The organism is Acinetobacter marinus, assembly GCF_900096915.1.
Taxonomy (GTDB): Bacteria; Pseudomonadota; Gammaproteobacteria; order Pseudomonadales; family Moraxellaceae; genus Acinetobacter; species Acinetobacter marinus.
Window position 1 is genome coordinate 98,103 of record NZ_FMYK01000002.1, and the last position, 22,450, is coordinate 120,552.

The window sequence follows — 22,450 nt, forward strand, 5'->3', positions numbered from 1 at the left end:
ATGTAAAAAGATTGATCTAAGGCTCCGCTTCGGCGGAGTTTTTTATGAGCAAGATTTTGTTGTTTTTAGTCCGATGACTTGAATGTTGCACGATCACACAGCATATAATAATTCAAGTTTAAGCCACGATGTACATTGAGTGAACCCAAACGCCAAAGCCCATATTGAAAATCTACTCAGTAACATGACCACTTTGCCAGGTATTTATAAAATGCTTGGTAAAGATGGTGAGCTATTGTACGTGGGTAAAGCCAAAAATCTTAAAAACCGCATTTCCAGTTATTTTGTCAAAACCATTGAGCATCCCAAAACACAGGCATTGGTATCACGGATTTATGATATTGAAACTTTGGTGGTGCGCTCAGAAACTGAAGCCTTATTACTCGAACAAAATCTGATTAAACAACATCGTCCGCCGTATAACATCATGCTCCGTGACGATAAATCCTATATCTATATTTTTGTTTCAGCGGATAAACCGTATCCACGCATTGCCAGTGGGCGAGGTAAGGGCAAGCATCAAGTGGGCAAATTTTTTGGGCCTTATCCAAGTGCTTATAATGCACGGGATATGCTACTGAGTTTGCAGAAGTTATTTAATGTGCGGCAATGTGAAAATTCTTATTTTTCACAGCGCAAACGTCCCTGTCTACAATATCAAATCAAACGCTGTTCTGCGCCATGTGTCGGGCTGATTTCCCCTGAGGATTATGCGCAAGATGTACAAAATTCGATTCGCTTTCTCAAGGGTGATACCAAAGAGTTGAATACTGAGCTCATTGAAAAAATGGAGCAAGCCGCTGAAAAGCTCGAATTTGAAAAAGCCGTGTTTTACCGAGATCGTTTGGGATTATTGCGTGAAGTGCAGTCACAGCAAGCGATCTATAAGCTCAAAGGTGAGGCGGATATTTTAGCAATCGCCTATCAGGCGGGTGTGGTCTGTGTGCAGATTATGCACGTGCGTAATGGGCGAATGCTTGGCGGAAAAAGCTATTTTCCTGATATTCAGGGTGAAAATCAATCTGAAATACTCAGTGAATTTATAACCAATTTCTATTTTCAGGTGGCGGATGAAATTCCTAGCGAGTTGATTGTCAATGTTCAATTGCCAGATCAAAAACTGTTAGAAGATGCGCTCAAACAGCATTTTGATAAGAAAATTCAGATCAAACATCAAGTCCGAGAAATCCGTGCCGAGTGGCAACAGCTCGCTGAGATGAATGTACAACATGCGATTAAAGGCAAACTCGCCAATCATTTGGAACTGAATGAGCGTTTTCATCAGCTTGAGCAAGTGCTGGATCGACCGATTGATCGCATTGAATGCTTTGATATTAGTCATACCATGGGCGAGTCGCCGATTGCCTCATGTGTGGTGTTTGATCAGGGCGGTGCTCGTAAGCGAGATTATCGACAGTTTGCCATTCAAGACATTACAGGCGGTGATGATTATGCGGCGATGCGTCAGGCACTCACCCGTCGCTATAAGAAAAATATGTTGCCTGATTTGCTATTGATTGATGGTGGTAAAGGGCAGTTGCATATGGCGATGGAGGTGATGCAAGAATTAGGTTTAGATGCTTTTATGGTGGGTGTCTCCAAAGGCGAAGGGCGCAAACCGGGTTTGGAAACCTTACACTTTACCGATGGTACAAAAATCCAATTGGCAGAAGATCACAAAGCCTTGCATTTGATTCAACAGGTGCGTGATGAAGCGCATCGTTTTGCCATTACTAAACATCGTGCCAAACGAGATAAAAAACGGGCAGGCTCGGTACTCGAAGTGATTCCTGGTTTGGGCGAGAAACGTCGTCGTGATGTGCTGACACATTTTGGGGGGATACAAGGCGTGCTTCGTGCCACAGAAAAAGAGCTGATGGCAGTCAATGGCATCGGTAGTGCGATGGCTCGGACGATTTATAAAGTATTGCATGAATGATTTTGCAACTTAGATGAACAATATTGAAGCGCTGAGTCAGCGCATTCCGTTGACCAAAATGTTCAAGATATCTAGACAAATTGATCATTCACAAATGCGATGGGAATTGTCATTATCTATGCACTTTGTTGTATTTCTTCTTGGTAATTTATGAATTTTGATCAAGTATTACAGCTGATTTCCCAGACCGATACCTTTGATATGCCGACAGGCTGGGGACAGGGACGCACTGTCTTTGGTGGTTTTGTAGCAGCCTTATTGATGGCAAGAGCGCAAGTAGTACTAGGCGATGCTGAGCGTAAGCCACTCAGTGCCAGTTTTACCTTTGTCGGACCAGTACAATATCAAGTATCAAAAATTACCGTGGAAACTTTGCGTGTTGGCGGTTCGGTGACCACCTTAGAAGCCCGACTTTGGCAGAATGATCAAGTGCAAACTATCATGCTGGCGAGCTTTGGTAAAGCACGCCAGTCTGCGGTGAGTATTGATCGGTTACCCGCATCTCCTCATTTTCCTGAGCGCAGTACTTTGGCGAAAATGCCTTATGTCAAAGGGATGATTCCAGAATGTTTTCAGCATTATGATCTCTACTGGGCAGAGGGTAGTATGCCATTTCAAGCAGGCGAGTCGGCGGACTTTGGTGGTTGGTTCCGTTTTAAACCTGAAGTGAGTCAGATGGCAATGCAAGCACCGCATTTGATTGCTTTGGCAGATATATGGCCACCAGGTGTGACGGCGGTATGTGATACGCCATCACCAGCCAATTCATTGACGTGGCATCTGACTTTTATTGCTGATGACAAGCTAGAAAGCAATGTTTTAAAGAGCAATGCTTGGCTACAATATCGGGAACATACTGAATTTGCGCAGCATGGCTATGCCACAGAGCAAGCGCAAATTTGGGATGAAGCAGGAAATTTATTGTTGCTGAGTCGGCAAACGGTGACGGTATTCGCTTAACCTCATCTAAAATCAGTTGAAATCGGTTGGTTCAGCAAAAGCGAAGCACATTGCTCGACAGTGTTTGTGATTTGGTATAGAGTGCGTACTGCATTGTATCGATTTACATGCATTCATTTTTCTTGGGGAAGGCGTCGCAGGCGGTGTATATGACAGGTCGTATCCTGAATATTCCAAATATTTTAACTATTGCTCGAATCGTCCTTATTCCTGTTTTTTTGTTAATTGCCTATTGGCCCCCTGCGGTCGGTGTCAATGGTCATGAGGGCACATTGTTTCGGCATGGTTTATTGACAGGCATCTTTGTGCTGGCGGCGGTTACCGACTGGTTCGATGGCTATCTCGCTCGGGCGCTCAATCAAAGCTCGGCATTTGGTCGCTTTCTCGACCCTGTGGCAGATAAGCTGATGGTGGCGGCAGCCTTGATCGTATTGGTACAGTGGCAACCGACCATTATCATGGCATTTGCAGCGATCGTGATCATTTCTCGTGAAATCACTGTTTCGGCATTGCGAGAGTGGATGGCGGAGCTTGGCGCACGCACCAATGTGGCAGTGTCTACAGTCGGAAAATATAAAACCGCATTTCAGATGATCGCCATCACCGTATTTTTGCTCAACTGGCAACCGATTGAATGGATTGCTTATATCTTGTTGTATACTGCTGTGATTCTGACTTTGTGGTCGATGTTTATTTATCTTAAAGCGGCTTGGCCATATTTAAAACAGCCTTAAACCAGACGAAAAACTAAACTCAAAGCGCAACTCAAATTCCAACTTGAATTTCTGCTCATATTTTAATTCGAATCTTAAGGTGCTTCGGCATTTTGTCGCAGAAATGCTACAGCACCGCTACAAAATTAAGCTAAAATCATTGCACAATAAGTAAATTCGCCGAAAGAGGTTTGAATGTTTCCGATTTTTTATCTCAGTAAAACCGCATTAAATTATCATTACGATCAAAAAGATATTGTGATCCCGTGTCAGGCAATCGACAAATATAAAAAGAATCTGCAAGAAATTAAACAGCGCAAGGCATGGAAAAACACGGGTGCAGGTGCGCAGTTTATGGGGGCATTTCCACAGCAAGAAGACAATGAGGCGATGATTTTTGCCACTGATGTGCTGATTGCATCTGCAGAGCGCATCATTTATAGCGCTTGTCTGCAAGATGGTACGGCGATTTATGCCAAATCATTAACAGACTTTAACGAGCCCGAAGCACTGATTTTGCGCAAAAATGACTATCTCACCTTTGATATGGACATCGATCGGGTCAATCAACGACTGGTGCTGTCGGGTGCGGACTTGAGTGGTTATGTGCAACACCTGAGCATTTTGGCGATTGATGATAATCGCATTCAATACATTACCGAAGGCGAGTGCGTGGATGCGCATCCGTGTTTTGATCCGCAAAATTCTGATCTGATTTATTATGATTCGTGTGGTTTTGGTGCGGATGATCGGGGTTCGATGCGTCTAGGACCGAAAGAAATTTGCCGTCTAAACCTGAAAACTGGCGATCTGGAAACCATCCTTGCTTCGCCTGAGTTTGACTATTTCAAGCCACAAATTGATGCACAGGGTAATCTGTACGTGCTTCGTCGACCTTATCAATATCGCAAAGCCAGTACGTGGACGTTAAAAGATATTGCCTTGATTCCCGTGAAAATTTTTAAAGCAATTTTCAGTTGGTTGGACTTTTTTACCCAGCGTTATACAGGTGAATCTTTAAAAACCTCATCAGGTGCAAACCCTGCTAAGGCACAACAAAAATCTGAAGAAGATATTTTTATCGAAGGTAATTTGATCAAAGCACAGCAGACCACTGCTCAAAATGCGAAATCAGGTGAAAAATTCCCTGGGTTGATTCCAAATAATTGGCAACTGCTTAAAATCTCTGCGGATGGCACGCAAACGGTATTGAAAAAAAGCGTGATGAGTTATGTCATCAAAGATGATCACATTATTTATTCGAATGGTCGTTTTGTGGTGCAGATGAATCCTGATCAAAGCGAAGTTAAGCTAGTTGAAGGGCATTTGATTGATAAGATTGTGTGCTAATTATTTGAGCCTTAGTCACTTGAATTGGCATGAAGTTTTATCATTTATGGCGTAATGCCATGTGGTTCACGATACCAACTTTCTAATAATAATCCAGCCGCCAAACTGTCCGCCTGAACCCGTTTGGCTTGACCTTGCGCATGTAGATTTGCCAAATCTTGCCGTGCATCTCGTGTGGTGAGGCGTTCATCGACCATCCATGTGTCGATGTTGGTTTGATGGCGTAGACGACGAGCAAATTTTCGAGCTCGACGAGATAAATCTGATTCTGAATCATCCATATTGAGCGGTAAGCCAACCAAGAAGATATCAGGTTGCCATTGTTTGATGATGTGGAGTAGCTCATCCCAGTTTGGAATGCCGTCTTTCATCGGGAACAGTGCCAGTGGATTGCTGTTTTGAATCAGGCTTTGCCCCACAGCGATGCCCATTTTCTGCGTACCAAAGTCAAATGCCATAATGGTTTGTGCAGTTGCATTCATATCTAATATATCTGAATCAGGCATGACCAATCTCATCGGCGAGCCAACTTGGATTGACGCCAATTTTCTCGTAAGCCGCATTCCAACGCAGGTCATACGGCAGATTAAAAATCAAATCCATATCCGCAGGGCAGACCAACCAATCACCTCGAGCGATTTCCGCTTCAAGCTGTTGTTTGCCCCAACTGGCGTAGCCAAGCGCAACTTGATATTGATCCACGCCTTCATTATGCGCAATCGCATCGAGAATATCTTTACTGGTGGTGATGCAGACATTTTCTCCCACGGCAATGGAAGAATGCCATGTCGGCTGACCTGTATGCAGTACAAAACCAGCCTCTGGACGCACTGGACCACCGTGCAGTACCGCATGTGGATTGACATGATCGGCATCAATATCGAGGTCGTTGAGTAGTTCACGAATCGGTACCGAAGACGGGCGATTGAGGATAATGCCCTGTGCGCCGTCGGCATCATGACGTGCCAGATAAATCACACTGTGTGCAAAAAAATCATCTGCCAAATGTGGCGGTGCGACTAAACAGCGATGTTTTAGGTAATGTTTGGAATGTTGTTTTGGCACCCATCTAATCTCCTATTTCATGAAGTTAAAATAATTATCGAAATGAACAGTCTATCGTTCCAACATACTTGACGTGGCTTAGAAAACCAATGCTTTTTGGTTATCTAAGCCCGAAATCATGAAAAAAATTAGCATAATGAATAAAAAATAAACGACTACGACAATGTGAGACTACTTCGAGGAAAATTTAAGTTCTCGCAATTGTTTGGCATGTTGCAGTGTGGTGTCGTTGATCTCTACACCACCTGACATGCGTGCCAACTCATGAATGCGCTCAGCTTCATCTAAAACGAAAATGGTACTGCTAGCAGGGTCGGTTTGTTGCTTTTTCACCAGTAGATGCTGATCGGATTGCCCTGCGACTTGTGCTTGATGGGTAATACAGAGAATTTGTACGTGATCAGCAAGATTTGCCAACAGTCGTCCGACGATCTCCGCTGTCCCGCCACTAATCCCGACATCGATCTCATCAAATACCAAGACTTCGGCATCGGCTTTGCTGGCATTCATGACTTGCATCACTAAGGCGATACGAGACAGCTCACCACCCGATGCAACACGTGCTAGCGGTTGCGGTGGAATGCCTTTGTTGGCACTAAACAATAATTGAATCGCACTCAGACCTTCTGCATTTGGTGTGTCAAAGGGCTGAAAATCGAATTGGAACTGTGCTTCAGGCAGTGCCAAAGGCTTCACTTGCGCACTCAACTTTTCGGCAACATCACTGGCAACCGCTAAGCGTGCATGATTAAGTTGCTCTGCGTCATTTAAAAAACTGTGCTCAAGCTCGGCGACCTGTTCAGCCAATTTTTCAGGATTATCGAGGAAATTCAGTTGTTCGAGTTCAGCTTGCCAAATCGCTTGCTGTGCGATCAGTTCATCAGGTTGAATGCGATATTTACGTGCAAGGCGATGGAATTGTTCCAGTTGTTGATTCAGCGTTTCCATGCGTTCAGGATCGAAACTCTGCCGATCAACGAATTGACGTAGCGTTGCACTGGCATCTTCCAGCTCACTTTGGGCATTGACGATGCTGTTGTAGACCTGTTCAAGCTGTGGGCTGCGAGATTGTTGTGCTTCAGCACGGCGTAACACATTGCCCAGCTCTTGCAGTAAATTCTGTTCAGACTCATCCAAGGCAAACATGATCGAGGCACAGTCTTGCATCATGGTTTCATGATGACTTAAGCGATCATATTCTTGTTCAATGTCTTGATAGTTAATCTCGAGTAATGGCTCGACATCTTCAAGCTGTTGTTCGAGCAGTGCGATCTGTGTGGCACGGGTATGCTGTGCATCGAGTGCAGATTGATATTGTTTGGCGGCTTTTTGCCATGCCTGATGTGCCTGTTTGACTTGCGTCGCCTGTGCTTGCAATCCGCTATAACGATCCAGCCAGCGCTTTGGATACGGTGGATCGAGCAGTTGTTGCTGACTGTGTTGGCTGTAGAGAAGCACCAACAGACGACCTAAAGTTTTCAACTCTGTCAGGCTAGTTGGGCGACCATTAATCCATGCTTTGCTACGACCTGTCGCAAAAATCACTCGACGAATGACGATCTCGCCTGATTCATCATTTTCGATTTCAAGGTCTTCGAGCTCATGCTCTTTGAGCCAAGCCTGCTCAGGGCTGTTATTTTGATAGCTAAAAGTGGCAATGACTTCGGCTTTTTCTTTGCCATAACGCACTTGCGTGGCATCACTACGCTCACCCAAACACGCCGAAAGCGCATCCAGTAATAATGATTTGCCTGCGCCCGTCTCACCTGTTAAGACATTAAAACCTTGATCAATCTCAAGTTCCAGATGATCGGCGAGGGCAAAATCAATGAGCGTGATGTGGCTAAGCATAGGCGAATCATTTTCTAACGGTGGATGATTATTGTGATGGAGCAAACTGTTGCATAAAATGAGTTGCATCGGATCAGTTGTAATTGATCATGAGATGCAAGACAACGACTTTAATACTACTGTATTTTGCGGGCAAAGATACACTGAATTGTAGGGGAAAATGGAGAAATCTGTCTAAGTTAGTCGTGTGTTTGGGAATTGAATAAATAAAAAATGCTGATATATTGAGCAACATAAATTCAATAAAACTGAAAATAAAACACGTTTCAGTCAATAATTCGAGGAAAAACGATGCAACAAATGCAACCACAACACCAAGCAACAATGGACAAACCACTTAGTAGTGCAGGGCGATTTAGTCGACTTTCTTATCTGGCATGGACATTTTTAAGCGGGATCGTATTGAATGCGGTATTGGTTGCGATCGTGGTATTTTTCTATATTGCCTATGGTGTGAGCAGTGGTGGTAACTTTGAGACTGAGCCTTCTGCAGGGATGATGATAGGCTTTGGTATTGCATATATCATTATTTTAATTGCTTATTTGGTCTATACTTTTATTTTTGCGATCAGACGTTTGCACGATTGTGACCAGACGGGGTGGTTGTCGCTACTGTTGCTTGTGCCGTTGGTCAGCTTATTTTTTCTGTTATATATCTGCATCGCCAAAGGCACGGATGGGACAAACCGTTATGGTGTGCCTCGTCCGACCAAAGAGTGGGAGCGAGTAATGGGGATTATTTATTTGGTGCTGATTCCGTTGATGATGATTGTTGCTATTGGTGTACTATCGGCAATTGCCATTCCTGCTTATCAGGACTATATCGAACGCGCCAATCAATCCCAGCAACAACTGCTTGAAGAAGGGCGAAGTTATTATTAATTTCTTCATCTGACAGCATACCAACGAGTGTGCTACATACAATCTGCACATTAAAAAAGCATCATTAGATGCTTTTTTAATGGTTCGAATATGATCAGATTGCATGTATTTGTAGAATGCGTGGCGACGGTGAAATAGATCTTACAGCCATGTAATTCGCCCTGAATTATTTCCGAGATAAATCCACCGCAGCGGTAAACAAAATATCCGTCGATGAGTTGAGTGCGGTTTCAGTCGAGTCTTGTAAGACGCTGATCACCATCCCAATTGCCACCACTTGCATGGCAGTTTCTGATGAAATGCCAAATAGACCACATGCCACAGGAATCAATAGCAGTGAGCCACCCGCGACACCTGACGCACCACACGCCGTCACCACAGACACGACAGACAGCACGATCATCGTGGTCATATCGACCTGAATATCAAGTGTATTGACTGCCGCTAAGGTGAGGATGGTAATGGTCACCGCAGCGCCCGCCATATTGATGGTTGCGCCAAGCGGGATAGAGACGTTGGCTGTGGTTTCAGACACGCCAAGACGCTTTGCCAAATCCAAATTCACAGGAATATTCGCCGCCGAACTGCGAGTGAAAAATGCGGTAATGCCACTTTCTTCCAAGCATTTAAATACCAATGGATACGGATTCTTTTTCATCACGATCGCCACCAAAATCGGATTGATCACCAGTGCCACAAAAGCCATGGTCGCCACCAAAACGATGATGAGATGCGCATAATGCTCCAAAGTATCCAATCCCGCTTGGGCAAAAGTCGCTACCACCAAACCAAAAATCCCGAGCGGTGCAAAGCTAATCACGATGCGGATAATGTGATTGACCCCATCGGCAATGTCTGTGAGCACCTGACGGGTCGTGTCCGAGGCATGACGCAGTGCCATACCCAAGCCGACCGCCCATGCAAGAATACCGATGAAATTCGCCTCATGCAGTGCCGTCACAGGATTGCTAATAAAGTTGAGTAATAAGGTCTTAAGGACTTCGGCGATACTGCTTGGTGGTTGCAGCTGTGTTTCAGGATCGATGGTGAGGATGAGTGTACTTGGGAAAAGATTGCTGGCGATGACCGCAGTCGTCGCTGCGAGCAACATGCCGACCACATACATCAGCAAAATCGGCTTGAGATTGCTGGCGCCTTGACCGACTTTAAAGTTGGCAATCGATGCAAGGACTAAAATAAACACTAAAATCGGCGCAACCGACTTCAACGCCTTGATAAACAAATCACCCAAAATGCTGACATAGCCCGCAGCCTCAGGAATGAAATATGCGACTAATCCGCCTAAGACGATTGCAATGATAATACGTGACACTAGACTTAAGCGAGCTAGGGCTGAGAACATAACCGAGCCTTGAAAATACGTTGGTGAAATGAAAATAAAAAGCCAAGCCGAGCATTTTATAACAAAATGTGAATTATCTGCTAGTTTTAACCTGTCCGTGTGACTAAGATTCTGTAATTCAAAATATTATTTCTTTTGAAAATCGCTAGACCCGCTCTATTTGCGCTGATAAGTTGATATAAAGCAGAAATCAATTTGACAAGAAGTACACTAAGTCACTCAGAATGCTCACAATCATGCACAGGATCTTCGCTATGATGAAACGGTTTATATTTTTAGCGTTGTTATTCTCCTTGACTCAATCAATTGCTGTGGTAGAACTCGATATGGAAAATCAAAATCTGGCATTGTCTGAACTTGCCGAAATGTTTTATGACGATCAGGATGAACCGATTTATCAACAAGATTTTTTACAAGCCACACAGCTTGATTTCTCATTACACAGTTTGAAGCATGTGGATGATTATTTGCATACAGTACGCCCTGATTTTGCCAATTTAGATCAAGCGCAACAGTTTGGCATAGTGCTTCGAGCAGGGGCTTATGTCGGGGAAGTCATTCGCAGAAATGATCAAAAAACACAATGGTACTGGGTGGACTATGATACGGCGGTGGCGCTCAACCCTGAATTGTTTGCGAATTTCCCAAGATCCGTTGAATTGGCAGCAGTGCTCACCGATGGCAATCAGTTTACCTTTCCTTTGAATAAGGTCGTGAAATATATGCAAAATGGTGCAGAAGATAGCGTGGCTTTTTTTGCTGAAGCGACTGTGGCACAGCCTGCACAATAGTTATTTTCTTATTTCTTATATAGATACGGGCTTAGATGCTCTAATCTCATTCAAAAGCGCTTCAAAAGGCGCTATCGATTCACTTCAAGACGCATTTTAACGCCATTCAAAAAAATCACTCAAAAGCCATTCAAAATGTCATAGATCGAGTCATACACACGGTTTTGTGAATCGGCTCGGCATGACCTGCATTCTCGAGTCGAATTGTAGTATCATGATTCGATATCTCCGCTGATTCACTCATCAGCACTCATTGCAAGTTTCGCCAGAGTAAATGGTTCTGATAGTGTTTACTCAAGCATCATATTTTGGAAGTACTCATGCCTGATTATCGTTCGAAAACATCAACACATGGTCGTAATATGGCTGGTGCACGTGGCTTATGGCGTGCAACAGGAATGAAAGATGAAGACTTTGGCAAGCCGATTATTGCCGTGGTCAACTCATTTACTCAATTCGTTCCGGGTCACGTCCATCTCAAAGATTTAGGTCAGTTGGTGGCACGTGAGATCGAAGCGGCAGGCGGTGTAGCAAAAGAGTTTAATACTATTGCAGTCGATGACGGGATTGCGATGGGGCATGACGGCATGTTGTATTCACTGCCATCTCGTGATTTGATTGCGGATTCGGTGGAATATATGGCGAATGCGCATTGTGCCGATGCGCTGGTATGTATTTCCAACTGTGACAAGATCACCCCAGGAATGCTCATGGCGTCGATGCGTCTAAACATTCCCGTGGTATTTGTGTCGGGCGGTCCGATGGAAGCAGGTAAGGTCAAATTCCGTGGTGATGAAAAAGCCATTGACCTTGTGGATGCAATGGTGGTCGCAGCCGACGACAGCTATAGCGATGAAGAAGTCGAAGCATTTGAGCGTTCTGCGTGTCCAACTTGTGGTTCGTGTTCGGGAATGTTTACTGCCAACTCGATGAACTGTTTGACTGAAGCGCTGGGATTGTCACTTCCGGGTAATGGTTCGATCGTGGCAACCCATGCCAATCGTAAAAAATTATTCTTACGTGCAGGTCAGTTGATCGTTGAGCTCTGCCGTCGTCATTATGAACAAGATGATTACAGCATCTTACCTCGTTCGATTGCCACCAAAGCCGCTTTTGAAAATGCCATGACATTGGACATTGCTATGGGCGGTTCGACCAATACCGTATTGCACTTGCTCGCCGCAGCACATGAGGCGGAAGTGGACTTTACGATGGATGACATTGATGTGTTATCTCGCAAAGTCCCTGTACTGTCTAAAGTTGCCCCAGCGAAGTCAGACGTGCATATGGAAGACGTCCACCGTGCAGGCGGGATTATGTCGATTCTTGGCGAGCTTGATCGTGCAGGACTGCTTGATACATCGGTCAGCACCGTGCATGAAAAAACCATGAAAGATGCGCTGGATAAGTGGGATATTATCCGTCATGAAGACCCTGAAATTTATGAATTTTATCGTTCATCACCAGGGGGGATTCCAACGCAAGTAGCGTTCTCACAAGATCGTTATTATGCAACCTTGGACGGCGACCGTGAAAAAGGCGTAATTCGTAATGCAGAGCATGCCTTCTCTAAAGACGGTGGTTTGGCTGTACTGTACGGCAATATCGCACTGGATGGTTGTATCGTGAAAACCGCAGGTGTAGATGAGTCGATTTTGAAATTCAACGGGACTGCTCGTGTTTTTGAAAGTCAGGACTCAGCGGTTGATGCCATTCTTGGTGGGAAAATCGTTGCAGGTGATGTGGTCGTGATTCGCTACGAAGGTCCTCGTGGTGGACCGGGTATGCAAGAGATGTTGTACCCAACCAGTTATTTAAAGTCGAAAGGCTTGGGTAAAGACTGTGCACTGATCACTGATGGTCGTTTCTCGGGTGGTTCGTCAGGCTTATCGATTGGTCACGTTTCCCCAGAAGCCGCTGAAGGTGGTGCGATTGGTTTGGTGGAAGATGGTGATCAGATTCAGATCGATATTCCAAACCGTACCATTCACCTTGATATTGATGATGCCACAATGGCGCACCGTCGTCATATCCAAGAGGAAAAAGGTTGGCATCCAGTCGAAGAGCGCAAACGTAAAGTGTCTAAAGCATTGAAGATTTATGCGCAACATTCGACCAGTGCCGCAAAAGGTGCAGTTCGAGTGCTGTAATCAGCCCTACAAAACAAAATGCACATTGCTTCGGTGATGTGCATTTTTTACGTTTAAAATGCCGTGTGACGCTATTTTTTACTGTGAATGCATGTGATTTACGTGACTTCTTGCGCTGACACTGGCAAAATTTACGCCATATTCGATGTTCTAAACAATTTATACAAATTTTGGCTTGGGATACGTCCTAAAACAGTGAATAATTGCGGATTATCTTTTTGATTGTTTTTTAAAAACAATTATCCATGCCATAAAACCAATCGTTGTGTTCCATGTCCCATATTTCTGTGTTGTTAAATGAAACTGTTGACGCTCTATTAGGCGAAAAACAGTCTGGAATTTTTGTTGATGCGACCTTTGGTCGTGGGGGACATACACGTCTGTTGTTAAGTCGACTGGATGCGAACGCCAAAGTCTATGCCTTTGATAAAGACCCGCAAGCGTTGGCAGAAGCGCAGAAACTTGCCAACGAAGATGCCCGTTTTCAAATTATCCATGCCAGTTTTGCCGATCTAAAAGATGCTTTGGCTGAGCTGGGTGTAGATGCGGTGGACGGGATTATGGCTGATCTCGGTGTATCTTCACCACAGCTTGATCAGGCGGAACGTGGTTTTAGCTTTATGCACAGTGGACCACTCGATATGCGTATGGACAATTCGCAAGGTTTAACTGCCGCCGAGTGGCTCCTTGAAGTCGATGAAACCGAGCTTGCTAATATTATTTTTAAATATGGTGAGGAGCGTTATAGCCGACGCATTGCCAAAGCGATTAAAAATGCAGGGCAGATCGACACCACAGCGCAACTGGCTGAAATCGTCAAAGTCGCCCATCCAAAATGGGAAAAGCATAAGCACGCTGCGACCCGCACATTCCAAGCGATTCGGATTTTTATCAATCGTGAGCTGGATGATGTCGAGCAGTTTTTACCACAAGCCGTTGAATTATTAAAAGCAAATGGACGATTGGCGGTGATCAGTTTCCATTCTTTAGAAGATCGTTTAATCAAACAATTTATTCAAAAAGAATCAACTTTGCCTGAACAGGATTGGGGGGCGGTGCTGTCGCAAACAGCGCAAAAAGATACCCGCCGTTTAAAGAAAATTGCACGTATCTCACCAAGCCAAGCTGAAATTAAAGACAATCCCCGTTCACGCAGTGCATGGTTACGTGTCGCTGCACGTTTGGAGCAGGATTAATCATGGCAAAGTATAATTCATCGAAAGCCAAAGCTACTGAAACAAAAGCCACGGAAACCAAAACGGCTGAAGCCAATTCTGCTAAAACCAAAACCCCAGCAACTAAAACTTCAGACACAAAATCTCAGCCTGAATCATCGACCGCCCGAAAATTGCGCCAAAGTGGTTTAGCCAATGCCAGTTTTCTGCAAGAAAAGTCCACCGTGCAGAATATTGCAATCATTTTTGTGTTATTGGTGGCAGTGATGGGCAGTGCTTTTATGGTGGTGCATCAGGTGTTTAAATACCGCTATGATTATCGAGGCTATACCAAGCTGATGCAGGAAAAGGATAATCTCAATGCAGAGTGGGGGCGTTTGCTGATCGAGCAACAAACCTTTGGGGCGACAGCGCAAATCGGTAGTCGGGCAGTGACGCAATTACGCATGTTCTCGCCACCTGCTTCGCAAACCGTAGTCATTGCCAGCAATGATCTGGAGCGAGATAAGATTGCACTTGGTGCCGAAACAGGTGCTACTACACAACAGCAAGTGGTACAACAGCAAGTAGCACAGTAAATTGGGTGGGCGTTAAACGAGGCTCAATAAATACAAGCTGTTGTATTTCTTGGCGAATAGATCAAACATCACGGTAAGTAACAATCGTAGATATTGGGAAAGTAACAGACCATGGCGGTAAATTCACAAAAAGGCAGAACCAAACGTAAGGCGGTGGTTGCAAAACCCACGCTTGCTCAGGATATGTGGCGCTTTCGTCTGCTGTGGTTGGCTGTTTTTGTCGCTTTTGTGCTGTTGATTTGCCGTGCGTTCTGGGTGCAGATCATCGAAAGTAAGTTCTTGCAAGAACGTGCCGATGCCAAGATTTTATATACCGAAAAAGTCCAAGCCATGCGTGGCGTGATCAGCGATCGAAATGGCGTACCATTGGCAATTAGTACGCCAGTGATGACCTTGGTGATTGATCCAATGGATTATTATCAAGCGCAAGAATTGAATCAGAAAAATATTGCCGAAGGTAAAAAGCCGACCCACAAGAATTTTGACTTAGATGCGCTTGCCAAAGCGGCTGGTGTGGATGCCAGTAAGCTGAAAAGTGATGTCAAACGCCGTGAACGTACTCGTTATGTGGTGATCAAACGTCAAGTGCCACCTGCTAAAGCCCAAGCGATTTTGGATCAGAATTTCCAAGGCGTCTACACCGAGAAAACTTATAAACGCTACTATCCTCAGCCACAGCCCAATGCGCAAATTATTGGCGTGACCAATAGTAATGGTATGGGAATGGAAGGCTTGGAGATGCAACTGAATAAACGTCTTGCAGGGGTAGATGGTGAACAGCGTATTTTGCGGGATCGTCGTGGTAATCGCCTGAAAGTAGAAGAAGTCCTGACCCAAGGGCAAGCTGGCGAAAATATTCAGCTCAGTATCGACTCACGACTCCAGTACATCATGTATCGTGAGCTCACTGCTGCGGGTGTGGCGAACAATGCCCGCTCGGCAACGGCGATTGCAGTCGATGTGAAAACGGGTGAAATCTTGGCGATGAGCAGTTGGCCGTCGTATAACCCGAATAATCCAAAAAGTTTTGATAACAAAGATGCCATGCGTAACCGTGGAGCGATTGACTCTTTTGAACCAGGTTCGACCATGAAGCCGATGACCATCATGATGGCATTAGAAAGTGGTAAATATAAGCCTGAAACCGTGGTCAATACCTCACCGGGTTCAATGCGTGTTGGTAACCATACCATCCGAGATACCCATAACTATGGCGCACTGAATCTGGGTGGGATTATTATCAAATCGTCGAACGTCGGTGTATCTAAGATTGCCTTGTCTTTGCCGTATGAAATGTTACCGCTGTTTTATAAGCATGTTGGTTTTGGTTCACGTTCGGCTGTTGGCTTTCCGGGGGAAAGTGCGGGTTTAATCCTGCCAAGAAGCAAGTGGAATGTCTCTGAAGTCGCCACCATGTCCTATGGTTATGGCTTGAATGCCACGGTACTCCAGCTTGCTCAGGCGTATGCCATGATCGCTAATCATGGTCAAAAGGTACCCTTAACTTTATTCAAAGTCAAAGACACGCCAAAGGCAGAGCAAGTCGTCAAACCAGAAATTGCCGATACGGTATTGCATATGCTCGAAGCTGTGACTCAGCCGGGTGGTACGGCACGTCAAGCAGTGATTCCGGGCTATCGTGTGGGTGGTAAAACAGGGACGGCACATAAACTGCGTGCCGATCGTAAAGGCTATTCGCAAAGTGAATATCGTGCGCTATTTGCAGGGGTTGCGCCGATCAGTAATCCACGCATTGCCATGATCGTGGTGGTGGAGAATCCGCAAGGTAAATATTATGGTGGTTTGGTGGCAGCACCTGTGTTTGCCAAGATCATGCAAGAATCTTTGCGCTTGCTCAATGTCCCGCTCGATCGACCACTTGAAACTGCGGAAGCGTCCTAAGGAGCGGCAATTTATGAGCACATTACAATACATTTGGACAGGTGAAATCGCTTCTATTACAGCGAATGCGAGTTTGCCAAAATGGGCGAATGACACTTTTTCAGGTTTCCAATTAGACAGTCGTCAAGTGCAATCAGGTGATATTTTTATTGCCTTACAAGGCATCAATAATGACCTTGAAAAAACCCAGCACTATATCAATAGCGCACTAGAAAAAGGTGCAATCGGTGTACTGACCGAAGTTCAAATTCCTGCACATGAAAACGTGCTGTATCTGCCTCAATTACGTCAAATTCTCGGATTATTACAACAATACTTTTTACAGGCAAAAGCACCGCTTGATTTAGCACAAGTCGTTGCAGTTACAGGCACTAATGGTAAAACCACCGTTTCACGATTGATTGCAGAGTTATTGACGATGCTTGGTCAAGCCACCGCCGTGATGGGTACGACGGGTAATGGCATTTTACCGAACCTGCAAGCCTCGACGCATACCACGCTAGATGCGTTGCATCTACAGCAGTCTTTTTATGATTATAGCTTGCAAGGTGCTCGTTATTTGGCATTAGAGGCGAGCTCACACGGTTTAGAACAAGGGCGTTTGGCGGGTATGCCGATAGCCGTCGCTACCTTTACCAATTTGAGTCGTGACCATTTGGATTATCACAAAACTTTAGAAAATTATGCCGAAGCGAAAGCGATGCTGTTTGATTTTCCAAGTTTAAAGCATGCGGTGATTCATCAAGATGATGATTTTGCATCATTGATGGTCGAACACGCCAAAAATAATCCTGTTCAGCCTAAGATTGCCACCTATAGTATGCGTCATGATGATGCGGATTATCATCTCAGCAATGTGCAGTTTAGTTTAGATGGTGCGAGCTTCACTTTGCAGTGTGCAAGTGGCGAGTATCAGGTCAATAGCCCACTACTTGGACGTTTTAATGTGGAAAATGTCTTAGCAGCGATCATCTGTGTGGAAAAACTCGGCTATGCTTTGGCAGATATTATGCCGTTGGTGGCAAACTTAAAAGGCGCACCAGGTCGCATGCAAGTCATTGCCGATCAAGGGCGATTATTTATCGTCGATTATGCGCATACACCAGATGCTTTGGCACAAGTGCTACAAAGCCTCAAGGCGCATGTTGAGCATCAGCTTTGGGCGGTGTATGGCTGTGGCGGTGATCGTGATCGGGGCAAACGTCCAGAGATGACCCAAGCCGCGATAGATTGTGCTGATCAAGTGTTAATGACGACGGATAACCCACGTACAGAAGATCCATTACAAATTTTTGCTGATATGAAAGCCAACTTGTCTGAGCAAATGGTTAACGCTGAAAATTTCCATGAAATCCATGATCGCCGTGAAGCGATTAAGTTTGCAGTACGTCAAGCCAAACAAGGTGATATTGTGGTGATCGCAGGCAAAGGGCATGAAAATTATCAAGAAATTGATGGGGTGCGTCATTGGTTTGATGATGTGGTCGAAGTGGAATCGGCAATTCAGGCACAGCCTCATCAGCCACAAAGCTATCCCGCAGAATAATTATTGATCAAGAATTAAGGAATATCGCAGCACATGCACACCTCAACCACCAGCACCACTCGGCTTGATCCGTGGACTATTCAAGAATTACAACAGGCGACACAAGGCGTTTGGCATCAAGGCATTCAGCCAGCAGATAATATTCAGCGTATTGTCACCGATTCACGAGATGCGAAAGTTGGCGATGCCTTTTTAGCGCTGAAAGGTGAGCGTTTTGATGCACATGATTTCGTCGAAAAAGTGGCAATGCAAAACGCAAGCTGTGTGATTGTCGAACGTGCTATCGAAGTTGTGAATATTCCGCAGTTGATTGTTGCCGATACCCGTTTGGCTTTGGGACATTTGGGTGCATATCGCCGTCAGCAATGTCAGGATTTAAAAGTCGTGGCATTGACAGGCAGTAGCGGGAAAACCACTACCAAAGAAATGCTCGGCAGTATTTTCTCACGGCTCGGTGAAACTTTAGTCACCCGTGGCAATCTGAATAATGATCTCGGTGTGCCAATCATGTTGTTAGAGCTTCGTGCGGATCATCGCTATGCGGTGATGGAGCTTGGTGCCAGTCATATTGGTGAGATTGATTATACCAGTGGTTTAGTACAGCCAGATGCGGCAGGGATTTTGAATATTGGGACGGCGCATTTGGGTGAATTCGGCGGGCGTGATGCGATTTGCACAGCCAAATCAGAGATTTATGCCCATATCAAAAATAAGGGTACGGCGATTATTCCTGCCCAAGATGATTATGCAATGCAGATTCAAAATACTGTGAATGATGTGGTGAGTGATCGTGCACAGATTCGCTTTGGTCAAGGTGGCGATGTCTATGCCACGGAGATTGAGATTTTAGCGCAATCTTCGCGATTCACCTTAAATACGCCAAAGGGCAGTGTACAGATCGACTTGCCGTTCGCAGGGGCGCATAATGTGCAGAATGCCGAAGCAGCGACCAGCTTTGCGTTGGCGATGGGCGTGTCTTTAGAAGATATTGCGATTGGTTTACAACAGGCAACAGGTGCAAAAGGGCGACTCAACTTTATTGAAAAAGATCAGTTCTTATTGATTGATGACACCTATAATGCCAATCCAACCTCGATGCGTGCAGCAGCCCAAGTTTTGCTCCAGCAAAAAGGTGTCAAAGTCATGGTGATGGGTGATATTGGCGAGCTCGGTGAAGATGCAGAAATGGAGCATCAGAAGCTCGGACAAGATTTGGCACAGCTACAACTTGACTATCTCATCGCAGTGGGCGAGTATGCGCCAGCTTTTGCCAAAGGTGCAAATGTGTCACATTGCGATGCTTTTGCCACGCAAGATGAAGCGCAAGTACGCCTTGAACAAATTATTCAACAACATCAACCACAGCCAGTGAGTTTGCTTTTCAAAGGGTCACGTTATACCCATATGGAGCATTTATTGGGCGCATTGGTGGAGACATTATAAATGCTGTTATGGCTTTTTGAACTCTTGGCGAATTATCACGATTCTTTCCAAGTATTCCGTTATTTGACTTTACGTGCGCTACTGAGTGTTTTAACGGCATTGGGGATCGGTCTATTGCTTGGGCCCGTCATGATCCGTAAGTTGCGTGCATTGAAATACGGGCAGGCGGTGAGTAGCTTTGCCCCTGAAAACCATGCAGCAAAAATGGGCACGCCAACCATGGGCGGTGTGTTGATTTTGATGTCTATCGGCATTAGCACGCTACTTTGGGCGGATTTAAGCAATCCCTATGTGTGGATTGTGCTTGGGGTGATGGTGATCTTCGGTGCGGTCGGCTGGGCGGATGACTGGATTAAAATCCGTTATAAAGACAATGCTGGCTTACCTGCACGCAAGAAATTCTTTTGGACTTCTGTCGGCTCGTTGGGTGCAGGCATTGGCTTGTATTGTATTGCGCAGATGCAATCTGATCCTGTGATTACTTCGAATATGCTGGATTTGCTGGTGCCGTTCTTTAAAAATCTCAGCATTCCATTTTCTGTGATTCCATTTGGTATCGCCTTTATTATCTTTACCTATTTGGTGATCAATGGTGCATCCAATGCGGTAAATTTGACCGATGGTTTAGATGGCTTGGCGATCATGCCGATCGTGCTTGTTGCGGCTGGTTTAGGCGTATTTGCGTATTTGGCGGGTGATATACGCTTTGCCAATTATTTGCATATTCCTTATGTCAAATATACCTCCGAGCTGGTGGTCATCTGTGCGGCGATGATTGGCGCAGGACTGGCATTCTTGTGGTACAACGCTCATCCTGCACAAGTGTTTATGGGCGATGTTGGAGCGCTATCGCTTGGTGCGATGTTGGGTACGATTGCGGTGATGGTACGTCAAGAGATCGTTTTTGCGATCATGGGCGGTGTATTTGTTATGGAAGCGATTTCAGTGTTCTTGCAAATTGGTTCACTGCGGATGCGCAATAAACGGGTTTTTCTGATGGCGCCATTGCATCACCATTATGAAAAACAAGGCTGGAAAGAAACTCAAGTGGTGATTCGCTTTTGGATTATTACCATCATATTAGTTGTCTTGGGTTTGATGACGTTAAAATTACGTTAAACAATTTCTATTTAAATGAGCCAGCTACGCTGGCTTTTTTATTTAGATCAACCGTTATTGTGGAAAGTGAAATATGTCTGAGCTGTTGATGTGTCCAATCTGCCGAGAAGCGTTGCATCTCGATGGAAAAACGTGGCAATGCGTAAATCGGCATAGTTATGACCAAGCCAAGCAAGGCTATGTCAATCTGCATGTGGTACAGCACAAACACAGCAAAAATCCTGGCGATACGCCTGAGGCAGTGGCGGCACGCCGACGCTTTTTGAGTTCAGGTACATATCAACCGCTACAGCAAGCAGTCAGTGAATTATTACACTCCATTTCAGCAAAAACGCTGTTAGACATCGGTTGTGGCGAAGGCTATTACACTCAAGCGATGGGAGGCGTTGTGCCTCAAGTGGTGGCGGTTGATATTGCCAAAAGTGCAGTACAGACCGCTGCCAAACAAGCACAACAAAGTAATGAAAATAACAAAGCGCAAAATATCACTTGGGTAGTGGGAACAGGTGCAGTGCTTCCTGTACTTGATCAATCGATGGATGTCTGTAGCAGTCTGTTTAGTCCATTACCGAAAGCGGAAATGCTTCGGGTATTAAAGAAAAATGGTTATCTCATCATTGCCACACCTGCACCACAGCACTTATTTGCGATGCGTGACGCCTTGTTTGATGAAGTGAACGCACATGAGCCTGATAAATTCGTGACACAAATGTCACCTGAATTCTCACTGATTTCTAAGCAGATCATCACGACTGATCTCAACTTAGATCAACAGCAATTAACAGACCTCATCGCCATGACACCTTATGCGTGGAAAGCCAAGGCGGAGAAACGACAAGCCCTAGAAGCACAGCAAACATTCCAGCTCAGTGCGTCATTTTGTTTATTTTTACTACAAAAGTGCGTAGATTAAACGCTCAGGTTTTTATCGATATTCTTGGGAAAGTGCGGTAGTCATGCTTAAATTTTTGCAAAGTTTTAAAAGTTTACCGTCAGCTTGGCTACTCGCTGTGCAATTGCTGATGTTGTTTACCGCACCCTTAACCCACCAAATTTTCAATCACAATGCGTTTGCGTGGTTTTTAGGCACTTTGGCATTGCTCATGGTGGCGCAGATTATTCGAGTCACGGCGATGTATACCGTGGTCGGCATGCTCTGCGTGATTCCTGCATTGCTGTTGTCGCTAGTCGTGATGCTCGGTGCGGATTCCCCAAGTATCTTGATTACAGCGCATTTGTTTGAAGCGGCGGCTTATCTTTGTGCGGCTTATGGTCTGACTCGCTATATGTTCGATGATCGCTATCTGACTCGGGATGAGCTGTTTGCGGCGGCAAGTGTGTTTACGCTGTTGGTGTGGGCGTTTGCCTTTATGTACAGTGCCTGTCAGCTTTGGGATATGAATAGTTTTAATCTGGAAAATGGTCAAGCACGCTCTTGGGTGGACTTGATGTTTATTAGTTTTAGCGTACAAACGGGCACAGGTCTCAGCGACATCGTGCCACAAAGTGATCTGGCACGGGTGCTGGTATCGTTGCAGATGTTTGGCGCAGTGATGTATTTGGCGTTGATCGTTTCTCGATTGATTGCCTTACAATATATTCGTCATGTGCCTAAAAAATAAA

The 22,450-nt window shown here is 45.1% G+C and carries 18 protein-coding genes and 1 pseudogene; 15 read left to right on the forward strand and 4 right to left on the reverse strand.

The features are described 5' to 3' along the window. Window positions 1–139: 139 nt before the first annotated feature. From uvrC to BLQ60_RS03875, 4 genes are all read left to right on the forward strand, one after another. Window positions 140–1,939, forward strand: a complete 1,800-nt coding sequence (uvrC, locus tag BLQ60_RS03860) for an excinuclease ABC subunit UvrC (protein WP_092616346.1) — start codon at window positions 140–142, stop codon at window positions 1,937–1,939. Between the two features lie 150 nt (window positions 1,940–2,089). Continuing rightward, entirely contained in the window at window positions 2,090–2,899 is an 810-nt protein-coding gene (locus BLQ60_RS03865) for an acyl-CoA thioesterase (protein WP_092616349.1), read from the forward strand. A 149-nt stretch (window positions 2,900–3,048) separates the two neighbouring features. Next, window positions 3,049–3,633, forward strand: coding sequence for a CDP-diacylglycerol--glycerol-3-phosphate 3-phosphatidyltransferase (gene pgsA, locus BLQ60_RS03870; protein WP_092616352.1), 585 nt, complete (start codon window positions 3,049–3,051; stop codon window positions 3,631–3,633). Between the two features lie 174 nt (window positions 3,634–3,807). Next, window positions 3,808–4,962 (forward strand): hypothetical protein, encoded by a 1,155-nt coding sequence (locus tag BLQ60_RS03875; protein WP_092616354.1) that lies wholly within the window; start codon window positions 3,808–3,810, stop codon window positions 4,960–4,962. A gap of 44 nt (window positions 4,963–5,006) precedes the next feature. Here the strand turns inward: BLQ60_RS03875 and ruvX are convergent, their stop codons facing one another. The 3 genes from ruvX to recN all read right to left on the reverse strand — a co-directional run bounded on the left by ruvX (window position 5,007) and on the right by recN (window position 7,878). Beyond that, entirely contained in the window at window positions 5,007–5,468 is a 462-nt protein-coding gene (gene ruvX, locus BLQ60_RS03880) for a Holliday junction resolvase RuvX (protein ID WP_378235224.1), read from the reverse strand. Further along, entirely contained in the window at window positions 5,461–6,027 is a 567-nt protein-coding gene (locus BLQ60_RS03885; RefSeq protein ID WP_092616357.1) for a YqgE/AlgH family protein, read from the reverse strand. The genes ruvX and BLQ60_RS03885 overlap by 8 nt, the downstream gene beginning before the upstream one ends. A 171-nt stretch (window positions 6,028–6,198) precedes the next feature. Continuing rightward, the gene (gene recN, locus BLQ60_RS03890; RefSeq protein ID WP_092616360.1) at window positions 6,199–7,878 is read right to left on the reverse strand and encodes a DNA repair protein RecN; all 1,680 of its coding nucleotides are present in this window, start codon (window positions 7,876–7,878) and stop codon (window positions 6,199–6,201) included. A 291-nt stretch (window positions 7,879–8,169) separates the two neighbouring features. Here recN and BLQ60_RS03895 point away from each other — a divergent pair, with 291 nt between their 5' ends. Further along, window positions 8,170–8,760, forward strand: a complete 591-nt coding sequence (locus BLQ60_RS03895; protein WP_244515958.1) for a DUF805 domain-containing protein — start codon at window positions 8,170–8,172, stop codon at window positions 8,758–8,760. A 166-nt stretch (window positions 8,761–8,926) separates the two neighbouring features. Here the strand turns inward: BLQ60_RS03895 and sstT are convergent, their stop codons facing one another. Further along, entirely contained in the window at window positions 8,927–10,123 is a 1,197-nt protein-coding gene (gene sstT / locus BLQ60_RS03900; protein ID WP_092616363.1) for a serine/threonine transporter SstT, read from the reverse strand. Between the two features lie 254 nt (window positions 10,124–10,377). Here sstT and BLQ60_RS03905 point away from each other — a divergent pair, with 254 nt between their 5' ends. The 10 genes and pseudogenes from BLQ60_RS03905 (at window position 10,378) to BLQ60_RS03950 (ending at window position 22,449) form a co-directional block, all read left to right on the forward strand. After that, on the forward strand, window positions 10,378–10,914 hold the full coding sequence (locus BLQ60_RS03905; RefSeq protein ID WP_092616366.1) for a hypothetical protein: 537 nt from the start codon (window positions 10,378–10,380) through the stop codon (window positions 10,912–10,914). 320 nt (window positions 10,915–11,234) lie between these two features. Further along, complete coding sequence (gene ilvD / locus BLQ60_RS03910; RefSeq protein ID WP_092616369.1) at window positions 11,235–13,064, forward strand: dihydroxy-acid dehydratase; 1,830 nt, start codon at window positions 11,235–11,237, stop codon at window positions 13,062–13,064. A 272-nt stretch (window positions 13,065–13,336) separates the two neighbouring features. After that, a complete protein-coding gene (rsmH, locus tag BLQ60_RS03915; RefSeq protein WP_092616371.1) occupies window positions 13,337–14,260 on the forward strand; it encodes a 16S rRNA (cytosine(1402)-N(4))-methyltransferase RsmH in 924 nt (307 codons plus the stop codon). Window positions 14,261–14,445: 185 nt separating this feature from the next. Next, window positions 14,446–14,724, forward strand: a pseudogene (ftsL, locus tag BLQ60_RS14120) (cell division protein FtsL); the annotation flags it as partial. A 204-nt stretch (window positions 14,725–14,928) separates the two neighbouring features. Then, complete coding sequence (locus BLQ60_RS03925; protein ID WP_092616376.1) at window positions 14,929–16,719, forward strand: peptidoglycan D,D-transpeptidase FtsI family protein; 1,791 nt, start codon at window positions 14,929–14,931, stop codon at window positions 16,717–16,719. 13 nt (window positions 16,720–16,732) lie between these two features. Beyond that, on the forward strand, window positions 16,733–18,265 hold the full coding sequence (locus BLQ60_RS03930) for a UDP-N-acetylmuramoyl-L-alanyl-D-glutamate--2,6-diaminopimelate ligase (RefSeq protein ID WP_092616379.1): 1,533 nt from the start codon (window positions 16,733–16,735) through the stop codon (window positions 18,263–18,265). 33 nt (window positions 18,266–18,298) lie between these two features. After that, window positions 18,299–19,708 carry a UDP-N-acetylmuramoyl-tripeptide--D-alanyl-D-alanine ligase gene (locus tag BLQ60_RS03935; protein ID WP_092616382.1) on the forward strand — a complete coding sequence of 470 codons (1,410 nt, stop codon included), beginning with the start codon at window positions 18,299–18,301 and terminating at the stop codon, window positions 19,706–19,708. Further along, a complete protein-coding gene (mraY, locus tag BLQ60_RS03940; protein ID WP_092616384.1) occupies window positions 19,709–20,827 on the forward strand; it encodes a phospho-N-acetylmuramoyl-pentapeptide-transferase in 1,119 nt (372 codons plus the stop codon). Between the two features lie 73 nt (window positions 20,828–20,900). Then, on the forward strand, window positions 20,901–21,740 hold the full coding sequence (locus BLQ60_RS03945) for a putative RNA methyltransferase (protein WP_092616387.1): 840 nt from the start codon (window positions 20,901–20,903) through the stop codon (window positions 21,738–21,740). Between the two features lie 43 nt (window positions 21,741–21,783). Continuing rightward, on the forward strand, window positions 21,784–22,449 hold the full coding sequence (locus tag BLQ60_RS03950; RefSeq protein ID WP_092616390.1) for an ion channel: 666 nt from the start codon (window positions 21,784–21,786) through the stop codon (window positions 22,447–22,449). Window position 22,450 lies beyond the last annotated feature (1 nt).

Bases quoted from the DNA above. Each gene is read 5' to 3' on its own strand.
- BLQ60_RS03865 (WP_092616349.1), top strand. From the start codon at position 2,090: ATGAATTTTGATCAAGTATTACAGCTGATTTCCCAGACCGATACCTTT.
- pgsA (WP_092616352.1), top strand. From the start codon at position 3,049: ATGACAGGTCGTATCCTGAATATTCCAAATATTTTAACTATTGCTCGA.
- BLQ60_RS03875 (WP_092616354.1), top strand. From the start codon at position 3,808: ATGTTTCCGATTTTTTATCTCAGTAAAACCGCATTAAATTATCATTAC.
- ruvX (WP_378235224.1), bottom strand. From the start codon at position 5,468: ATGCCTGATTCAGATATATTAGATATGAATGCAACTGCACAAACCATT.
- recN (WP_092616360.1), bottom strand. From the start codon at position 7,878: ATGCTTAGCCACATCACGCTCATTGATTTTGCCCTCGCCGATCATCTG.
- BLQ60_RS03895 (WP_244515958.1), top strand. From the start codon at position 8,170: ATGCAACAAATGCAACCACAACACCAAGCAACAATGGACAAACCACTT.
- sstT (WP_092616363.1), bottom strand. From the start codon at position 10,123: ATGTTCTCAGCCCTAGCTCGCTTAAGTCTAGTGTCACGTATTATCATT.
- BLQ60_RS03905 (WP_092616366.1), top strand. From the start codon at position 10,378: ATGATGAAACGGTTTATATTTTTAGCGTTGTTATTCTCCTTGACTCAA.
- ilvD (WP_092616369.1), top strand. From the start codon at position 11,235: ATGCCTGATTATCGTTCGAAAACATCAACACATGGTCGTAATATGGCT.
- rsmH (WP_092616371.1), top strand. From the start codon at position 13,337: ATGTCCCATATTTCTGTGTTGTTAAATGAAACTGTTGACGCTCTATTA.
- BLQ60_RS03925 (WP_092616376.1), top strand. From the start codon at position 14,929: ATGGCGGTAAATTCACAAAAAGGCAGAACCAAACGTAAGGCGGTGGTT.
- BLQ60_RS03930 (WP_092616379.1), top strand. From the start codon at position 16,733: ATGAGCACATTACAATACATTTGGACAGGTGAAATCGCTTCTATTACA.
- BLQ60_RS03935 (WP_092616382.1), top strand. From the start codon at position 18,299: ATGCACACCTCAACCACCAGCACCACTCGGCTTGATCCGTGGACTATT.
- mraY (WP_092616384.1), top strand. From the start codon at position 19,709: ATGCTGTTATGGCTTTTTGAACTCTTGGCGAATTATCACGATTCTTTC.
- BLQ60_RS03945 (WP_092616387.1), top strand. From the start codon at position 20,901: ATGTCTGAGCTGTTGATGTGTCCAATCTGCCGAGAAGCGTTGCATCTC.
- BLQ60_RS03950 (WP_092616390.1), top strand. From the start codon at position 21,784: ATGCTTAAATTTTTGCAAAGTTTTAAAAGTTTACCGTCAGCTTGGCTA.